The following is a 7200-nucleotide window of genomic DNA, read 5'->3' on the forward strand; positions in this document are numbered from 1 at the left end:
CCCCCACATCGGAGGTTCGCATGCGAACGCGCTACCCGGCGCACCACGCACCAGGAACCAGGCGCACTCTGCTGCGTCTACTGCTCGCGCTCACGATATGTCTCGGTCTGACGTCACCGATGATGGCGAAGACCGCCAGCGCGAGTGGGACCAGCCTGTCCAACCCCGGCTTCGAGACCGGCAACCTCAGCGGCTGGACAACCACCGGCTCCGCGTTCGTCGGCGCGGTCACCGACGATCCGGGATGGGGGTGGGGGTGCTGCTTCAACCAGGCAGGCACCCACCACCTGTGGGGATTCGCCGGCGGCGGCGACGGTGCCACAGGAACCATCACCTCCGAGCCGTTCACCGTGAACGGCACCGGGATGGTCAGCGCCCTGGTCTCCGGCGGCCGCAACGAAGCCCAGCTGTACGTCGCACTGACCACCCTGAACGGAACCGTTCTCCACAAGGCCACCGGCACCGACGACGAGGCGTACCGCCGCGTCACCTGGGACGCCCGCGAGCACCTCGGCGAACAACTGCGCATCACCGCGGTCGACCAGGCCACCGGCGGCTGGGGCCACATCAACCTCGACGACGTCCGCGTCGGCATCGACAAGGCGCCCGACCCGGCGCAGGAGGGTCTGGCCGCCTACTGGGACTTCGCCGAAGGCCAGGGCACCACGACCACGGAGCGGATCAGCCAGGCCGCTGACCCCATCAGCTACGTCTTCAACGACGCGGTGGACAAGCCGGACAGTGCTCCTCTGTGGCGCACCGAACGCGAAGAAGAAGGCGTCCTCTCCGGCGCCCTCCTGTTCGACGGCTACTCCACCTGGGTCACACGCGCCGCCTCCCAGACACAGATTCCCACCGACGGCATGACCATCGAAGGATGGGTCGCCCCGCGCGCCTTCGAATGGGGCGACGAGGGCAAGCCCTCCGCCATCGTCAACCAGCAGGACAAGGGCGCCAAGCGCGGCTTCTCCCTCGGCGTCGGACGGCACGGGGTATGGGAGTTCGGCGTCGGCACCGGCGACACCTGGTACGAGACGAAGGTGCCCAAGTCCGCGGCTCTGGACGCCGGGAAATGGGCGCACCTCGCCGCCGTGTTCGCGCCGGGTCAAGGCGCCATCCGGCTGTACCTGAACGGCGAGCAGGTCGCCCAGAGCGCCATCCCCACCAGCGCACGCCTGGCCAAGGCCGATGTCCCCTTGATCATCGGGCGCCACAACCAGCCCGCGATCATCAACGGTACTTTCGCCGTCAACATGTTCAACGGCCTGATCGACGAAGTGAAGGTCCACACCGACCCGCTCACCCCCGCATCCGTCACGGCGAGCCACAGCAAGGACCTGCAGTCGTTCAGCGGCGGCAGCATTCCCCAAGCCCGCATGGCCATGGACCGCGCACGCTACGACGGCGACCGCTACCGTCCCGGCTACCACTTCACCGCCCCCAACCACTGGATGAACGAACCCCACGCGCCCATCCAGGTCAACGGCAAGTACCACCTCTTCTACCAGCACAACTCCCACGGCCCCTACTGGCACAACATCGGCTGGGGTCACGCGGTCAGCGAGGACCTGGTCCACTGGAAGGACCTGCCCGACGCTCTCGTCCCCACCGCCGACAGCGTGGCACCCGACGGCGTCTGGTCGGGCGACTCGACCCTCGACGAGAACGGCGTGCCCGTCCTGCTGTTCACGGCCGGGAACGACGCCCAGCGCCCCAACCAGGCAACCGGTCTCGCCCGCCCCGTCGATCCCAGCGACCCCGACCTCGTCGAGTGGAAGATGCACCCCACCCTGGTCACCAGCCAGACCGCCGACCTCGACGTCGGCGCGGGACGCAAGGTCCGCTACGGCGACTTCCGCGACCCCTTTGTCTGGAAGGAGGGAGACACCTGGTTCCAGCTGATGGGCTCTGGCGTCCAGAACACCTCGGGCACCGACATCGGCGGCACCGCCCTCCTCTACACCTCCAAGAACCTCACCGACTGGACCTACTCAGGCCCTCTGATGGTCGGCGACGTCGCAGCCCACCCCAAGACCGGCCAGGTCTGGGAGCTCCCCACCTTCCTGCCCATCGGCAAGGACTCCCAGGGCCGCCAGCGCCGGGCACTGCTCATCAACCCGGCCTTCCCCGCCGGCCCCGGCGAATACAGCAGCAAGTTCGTCTACTACTGGGTCGGCACCTGGGACGCCGGGGCCCGCCGATGGACACCCGACACGACCGAGCCCAAGCTGATGGACTACGGCGACCACTTCACCGGCCCCAGCGGAACCGTCGACGACAAGGGACGCTCCCTCGTCTTCAGCATCGCCCAGGACCGGCGCACCGAACGCGCCCATTACGACGCCGGCTGGGCCCACAACGCGGGCCTGCCCATCGAACTGAACATGCGGCCCGACGGAGACCTCGGCTTCCGCCCCGTGGAGGAAGTTTCACGCCTCCACACCGGTGAACCCCTCCTGAACATCACCGCACCGACTTCCCTCAACGACGCCAATACACGCCTGGCCGCCGTGAAGGGCAACATGCTCCACATCAAACTGACCATGGAACGAGGAACCGCGGACACCTTCGGCCTCGACGTACTCCGAAGCCCCGGAGACGAAGAGCGAACTCGCCTCTTCTACGACGGCGCCGCAGGACAACTCGGCGTCGACCGCACACGATCCGGAAACAACTCCAGCGCCGAACCCAACTTCGGCATCCACAAGGGTCCGCTCACGCTCTCGGGCGGCAACCTGACCCTCGACGTGTTCCTCGACCGGTCGATGATCGAGGCCTACGCCAACTCCCACAAGTCCATCACCACCCGCGCCTACCCCTTCCGGCAGGACTCGCTGGGCCTGCGACTGTTCGGTGACGGCAGCGTCATCAAGTCCATGACCGTCTGGAAGATGGGCAACATGACGGACTGACCCGACCGACTGCCCCTGGGGGCACGGCCGCGCTTCGCAGCCGTGCCCCCAACTCCTCGGGCCGACGACGCCGATGACCAGGTCCCCTGCTCCTGTCATCGCCACATGCGCAGCGCCTGCTGCGGGAGGTGCCTGACCAGCCAGGCGCTGATGAGGCCGATGGCGGCCCCGGTGGCGACGTCACTGGGGTAGTGGGCGCCGGACTGCACCCGCTCGACGGCCACGAGTGTCACCGAGCACCCGGCCTAGCCCCGCATCCTCGACGCCTCCAACCACGCGGCCGGAGCGGCGTCTCCGAAGCCCTCGGCCACGAACTGCTGCAGAAGAACACTCGAAGACACCCGCGCCAAGCTGAACAGCCTGGTCAAAACTCGGCAACCTCACCGAGGCCCACACCGGCGGCTTCGCCAGGAACCAATAGCCGACACACCGTCATAAGCGACATTACCCTTATCCCAATCAAAAATAGACATCACCTCACGACCCGCCCACTGAGCATTCCTCTCCGAAGGAGCGGGCAGGCACCTACGCGCCGAGTACCTGACGCCGCACCTCCGGCTTCCATTCGACGTACTCGGCCTCCGCTCCGCCCCGATGCCGGGCGTAGAGGAAGCGGCCGGTTGCGCTGGTCGCCTCCTCCGTTGCGATCTCGGCGCCTGCCTCGCCCAGTGCCGCGCGCGCTTGGTCCAGGTCGGAGACAATCACTGTGGCCGTGGCGTGGGCATACCGAGCGCGTGCCTCGGCAGGCCCGGCGATGACGAGGAAATCACCGATGGCGGCGAGCTCGATCTCATCGAAGGCGAAGTGCAAGTCCGGACGCGTTCCCGTCAGGCGCTCCAGCAGGGGAAGAGTTGTGCTCAGGTCGTCGGCCCAAAGGCGGGCGTAGGTCTTGAGGATCATCGTTGCTCCAGGGGTCCGTTCAGACTGGATCAGTCTCCAGCAGATACGGACTAACCGTAGGAGAGTATGCTCCGACCTGGAAGAACGCACCTTTCCGTGAGAGGGGCACCTCGTGGTAACCAAGCACCCCGCCCGTGATCCGGCCGACACGGATCTCACCCGCGTCGACTCGCTGGCCCGTGAGATCTTCGCGGGCGTAGCCAACAAATGGGCGTTGCTGCTCATCAACGTCCTGGCTGACCGCACCCTGCGTTTCACCGAGTTGCAGACGCAGGTCGGAGGCATCAGTCACAAGATGCTGTCCCAGACGCTGCGGCACCTCGAACGGGACGGGTTGGTCGACAGGACCGTTTATCCGGTGGTGCCGCCACGTGTCGAGTACCGCCTCACCGAAGCCGGCCAAGCACTGCGCACCACGGTCAACGGTATGTGCACCTGGACCCGCACCTATCTGGACCCTATCGAGGAGGCTCGGCGCCGGTTCGACTCGGCCCGTGCGGTGTGACGCGACCGAGGGTGGGAACTGCCGAACCGGCCATGGCCGGGTCCGCGGCGAAGCAGGAGTTACGGCCGCGATTCCGGTCGAACCCCCCATCATGCCAGCAAGAACGGCGAACACCTCAACATCGGAGGCACCCGCGCCCAGCTGAAACGCCTGGCCGAGCACGTCATCCTCACCGAGCAACCTCCTGGGATTCCGGCCTGTCTTCTCTGACCGCTGCGCGCCGGACCGGGCCCGTTTCGAGGGTCGACGAGTTTCCGGGTGTCCCGTCTCAGAGGATCTGGTCCGGGGGTCGGGCTGTGATCTGCGGCGACCGGTTCGTTCGAGACGCCCTGCGAGGCGGATTCTCAGGCGATGTGGTTCGGCGCTCGTGGATGCCGAACCTCGTGTCAGTTGATCTGGCCCGCCCTCTCCTACTGTGGGCGGTGCCTGATCTACTACCTGCCCACGAACTGAAAGCTGACGAGGAAAGCAATGGGCGCTCTGACTGACTACTTCCGAGCGGTGGATGCGGTATCGGTCGTGGAGGAGCTTAAGCGGGCGGATGGCGGATCCCCGCTCAGCGCAGGGCGCCCTGTCGTCGATGGGGTTGAGGCCAAGCACGTGGATCCGACCGTTGTCTTGGCGATGCTGATTGCTGCCATCCAGCAGGTCCAGTGGCGAGTGGACCTGGTCGAGGAGGTGACCCTGTGGCCGACCTCCCCGGTACCCGGCCCTGACGGCCTCCAGGACGAGGACGACCCGTGGGTGACGGGACCGTGGGTATCCGAACTCAATCCCCTGGTAAGGGACACTCTGGCGGCTGTGCGCGACTCCGAAGTGCCAGCCATCGTCGCCAGGTGGGTGCAGGCGGAAGAGCTGCACGGAGCGCGCGTCCAAGACATGCAGCCGGTGGCTGAAGAACTCATCCACCTCGCAAGGAGGGCTCTCGAAGCCGGCGAGCAGCTCTACTGCTGGATGTGTCTGTGAGGTGGTCCAAGCCTGGACGTCCGATCGACACTCGGCTAGTCAGGGCACCTGAGACGAGAAGCGAATCGAACCAGATCACTTGAGATGGGAACCAGATCGTTCGAGACGGGACACTGGGGGACGCCCGCTCTCTCCGCGCGGTTCCCGGTGCCCTTGGGGACAACCAGGCTGTCGCACCGGCCCGTCTCCTCGACCGCCATGGCGCAACGCTCGACGACGAGCGACGGTGCCGGGTGACCGCGAGCATCCCGTCGCCTTGCAAGCGGTCATCACTGCCCAGGCCCGCCAAATCCCGCAGCGAGAACCGGTCGACCGCGCCGATGGGTCCGACGTCCTCGACGCCCTGTCCCTTATCCGCTATCCGCTCGGCACGCGAGGACATCGACCAGGCCGAGCCGCGCTACTTCTCGCCGCCCGGACAGAAGCCGCCGACGGCAAGCCCCTGCTGACCGTCCGCAGGATTGCCGCAGCACTCACCTCGAGTCCGAACAAGCCGCCCAAGGGCGATACCTACGCCGAGTCGGCCGACCGAACGCCACCGCCGCCAGACTCGACGAATCCTCCTGACGCACGAGGGCTCTCAAGGTCTGTATGAGTCCGGTGCGATGAGCTTGCGGAAGATCGCCAAAGAGACCGGGCTGATCCGTCGTACGGTCGGCAAGTACTTGTCGGGCGAGACGCCGGTCGCGCCGCCGCGGCGGGCTCCCAACGGTCAGCCGTACCAGCGGGTGGTGGACGAAGTCGCGCCGTTGATCGACGCGATGCTGCGGGCCGAGGTCCTACTCAAAGGGGCGGTGCCACGAACGCTTGGTGGCGGAGTACGCGTTCACGATCAACTACCAGCGCGTCAAGATCTACTTGCAGGAGGCCCGGCCCCGCATTGCGGAGGAACTGGGCATCAGCCCGAGTGAGCTGGCGGGGTTGCACCGCCGGTTCGAGGTGGTGCCAGGGGCCCAGGCCCAGGTCGACTGGGGTGACGAGGGCAAGATCCTCGCTCACGTGGGCATCCCGAAGGTCTACTCGTTCCATATGACGTTGTCCTACTCGCGGGATCCGTTCTGCTGCTTCACCACCAGCCAGGACCTGGCCACCTTCTTCTACTGCCACCGTCAGGCGTTCGCGCACTTCGGCGGGGTGCCGATGTCGATCGTCTACGACCGCACGAAAACGGTGGTCCGTCGGCATGTCGCACCGGGTGAGGCGGTCCCGCTGCATCCCGAGGCCGTCGCGTTCGCCGCGCATTACGACTTCGATCCCGACGTGCTTGCCGCCTACCGGCCCACGGGGAAAGGCCGTGTCGAGCGGCAGGTGCTGATCGTCCGCGATCACGTACTGGCCAGACGCGCCTTCTCCTCCATCGAGGAAATGAACGCCGCGTTCACTGCGTGGGTTCCGATGCGGCAGGCGAAGGTCCACGGCACCCATGGCGAGGTCATCGGCCTGCGGGCGGTCCGCGACGACGTGGCCCTGCGGCCGCTGCCGCAGACGCCTTATGTGGTCACGCAGCGGCACGTTCGCTACGTTGGCAAGGACTGCCTCGTCGCCTTCGACGCGAACCTCTACTCGGTGCCGGCCCGCAGGGTCCGCCCTCGCCAGATGGTCGAGGTCATGGGTCACGAAGTCCCAACCGGTCTGCGGATCTCGAAGCTGCCTCACCACAAGGCGCTGGAAGACTACGACTTCTCATTCCGGCCCGAACTCGACCCGGGCAAGGTCAAGGACCTCTCCGCGTTGTCGTTCGTCGAGGGGGTCTGTAGCGTGAACGGTGTAACTCCCCGATAGGTCACGGCAGTTATGGCTGCTGTGACCGATGGGAGCAGGGCCGTGAAGCAGAATACGCGTTCGACTGTCGAGGCGGGCGAGGAGGCGGTCGCGCCGTCTCTGGACAGGGCTCTGGTGGCCCAGCTGATGGCGCAG

General features: G+C 66.6%; 5 protein-coding genes and 2 pseudogenes. 5 read left to right on the top strand and 2 right to left on the bottom strand.

Annotated elements, in window-relative coordinates:
- Nucleotides 1-119: 119 nt before the first annotated feature.
- Nucleotides 120-2912, top strand: coding sequence for a GH32 C-terminal domain-containing protein (locus tag ACFYQ6_RS34655; protein WP_388766826.1), 2793 nt, complete (start codon nt 120-122; stop codon nt 2910-2912).
- Nucleotides 2913-3007: 95 nt separating this feature from the next.
- Here the strand turns inward: ACFYQ6_RS34655 and ACFYQ6_RS34660 are convergent, their stop codons facing one another.
- Together ACFYQ6_RS34660 and ACFYQ6_RS34665 are read right to left on the bottom strand one after the other, a co-directional pair.
- Nucleotides 3008-3145: a phosphatase PAP2 family protein gene (locus tag ACFYQ6_RS34660; RefSeq protein WP_388766829.1), complete on the bottom strand. Its 138-nt coding sequence runs from the start codon at nt 3143-3145 to the stop codon at nt 3008-3010.
- A gap of 292 nt (nt 3146-3437) precedes the next feature.
- Nucleotides 3438-3812, bottom strand: coding sequence for a VOC family protein (locus tag ACFYQ6_RS34665; RefSeq protein WP_388766831.1), 375 nt, complete (start codon nt 3810-3812; stop codon nt 3438-3440).
- Nucleotides 3813-3924: 112 nt separating this feature from the next.
- Between ACFYQ6_RS34665 and ACFYQ6_RS34670 the strand changes: the two genes are divergently transcribed.
- From ACFYQ6_RS34670 to ACFYQ6_RS34685, 4 genes and pseudogenes are all read left to right on the top strand, one after another.
- Nucleotides 3925-4317 carry a helix-turn-helix domain-containing protein gene (locus ACFYQ6_RS34670; protein WP_361587006.1) on the top strand — a complete coding sequence of 131 codons (393 nt, stop codon included), beginning with the start codon at nt 3925-3927 and terminating at the stop codon, nt 4315-4317.
- 471 nt (nt 4318-4788) lie between these two features.
- Nucleotides 4789-5283 carry a hypothetical protein gene (locus ACFYQ6_RS34675; RefSeq protein WP_361587009.1) on the top strand — a complete coding sequence of 165 codons (495 nt, stop codon included), beginning with the start codon at nt 4789-4791 and terminating at the stop codon, nt 5281-5283.
- A gap of 557 nt (nt 5284-5840) precedes the next feature.
- A pseudogene (istA, locus tag ACFYQ6_RS34680) lies at nt 5841-6891 on the top strand (IS21 family transposase); the annotation flags it as partial.
- 21 nt (nt 6892-6912) lie between these two features.
- Nucleotides 6913-7029 (top strand): annotated as a pseudogene (locus tag ACFYQ6_RS34685) (ATP-binding protein); the annotation flags it as partial.
- Between the last annotated feature and the right edge of the window lie 171 nt (nt 7030-7200).

It is taken from the genome of Streptomyces sp. NPDC005494 (genome assembly GCF_042872025.1).
Classification (GTDB): domain Bacteria; phylum Actinomycetota; class Actinomycetes; order Streptomycetales; family Streptomycetaceae; genus Streptomyces.

What these genes read in the sequence shown, in the direction of transcription:
- ACFYQ6_RS34655 (WP_388766826.1), top strand. Translation starts at nt 120, where the DNA reads ATGATGGCGAAGACCGCCAGCGCGAGTGGGACCAGCCTGTCCAACCCC.
- ACFYQ6_RS34665 (WP_388766831.1), bottom strand. Translation starts at nt 3,812, where the DNA reads ATGATCCTCAAGACCTACGCCCGCCTTTGGGCCGACGACCTGAGCACA.
- ACFYQ6_RS34675 (WP_361587009.1), top strand. Translation starts at nt 4,789, where the DNA reads ATGGGCGCTCTGACTGACTACTTCCGAGCGGTGGATGCGGTATCGGTC.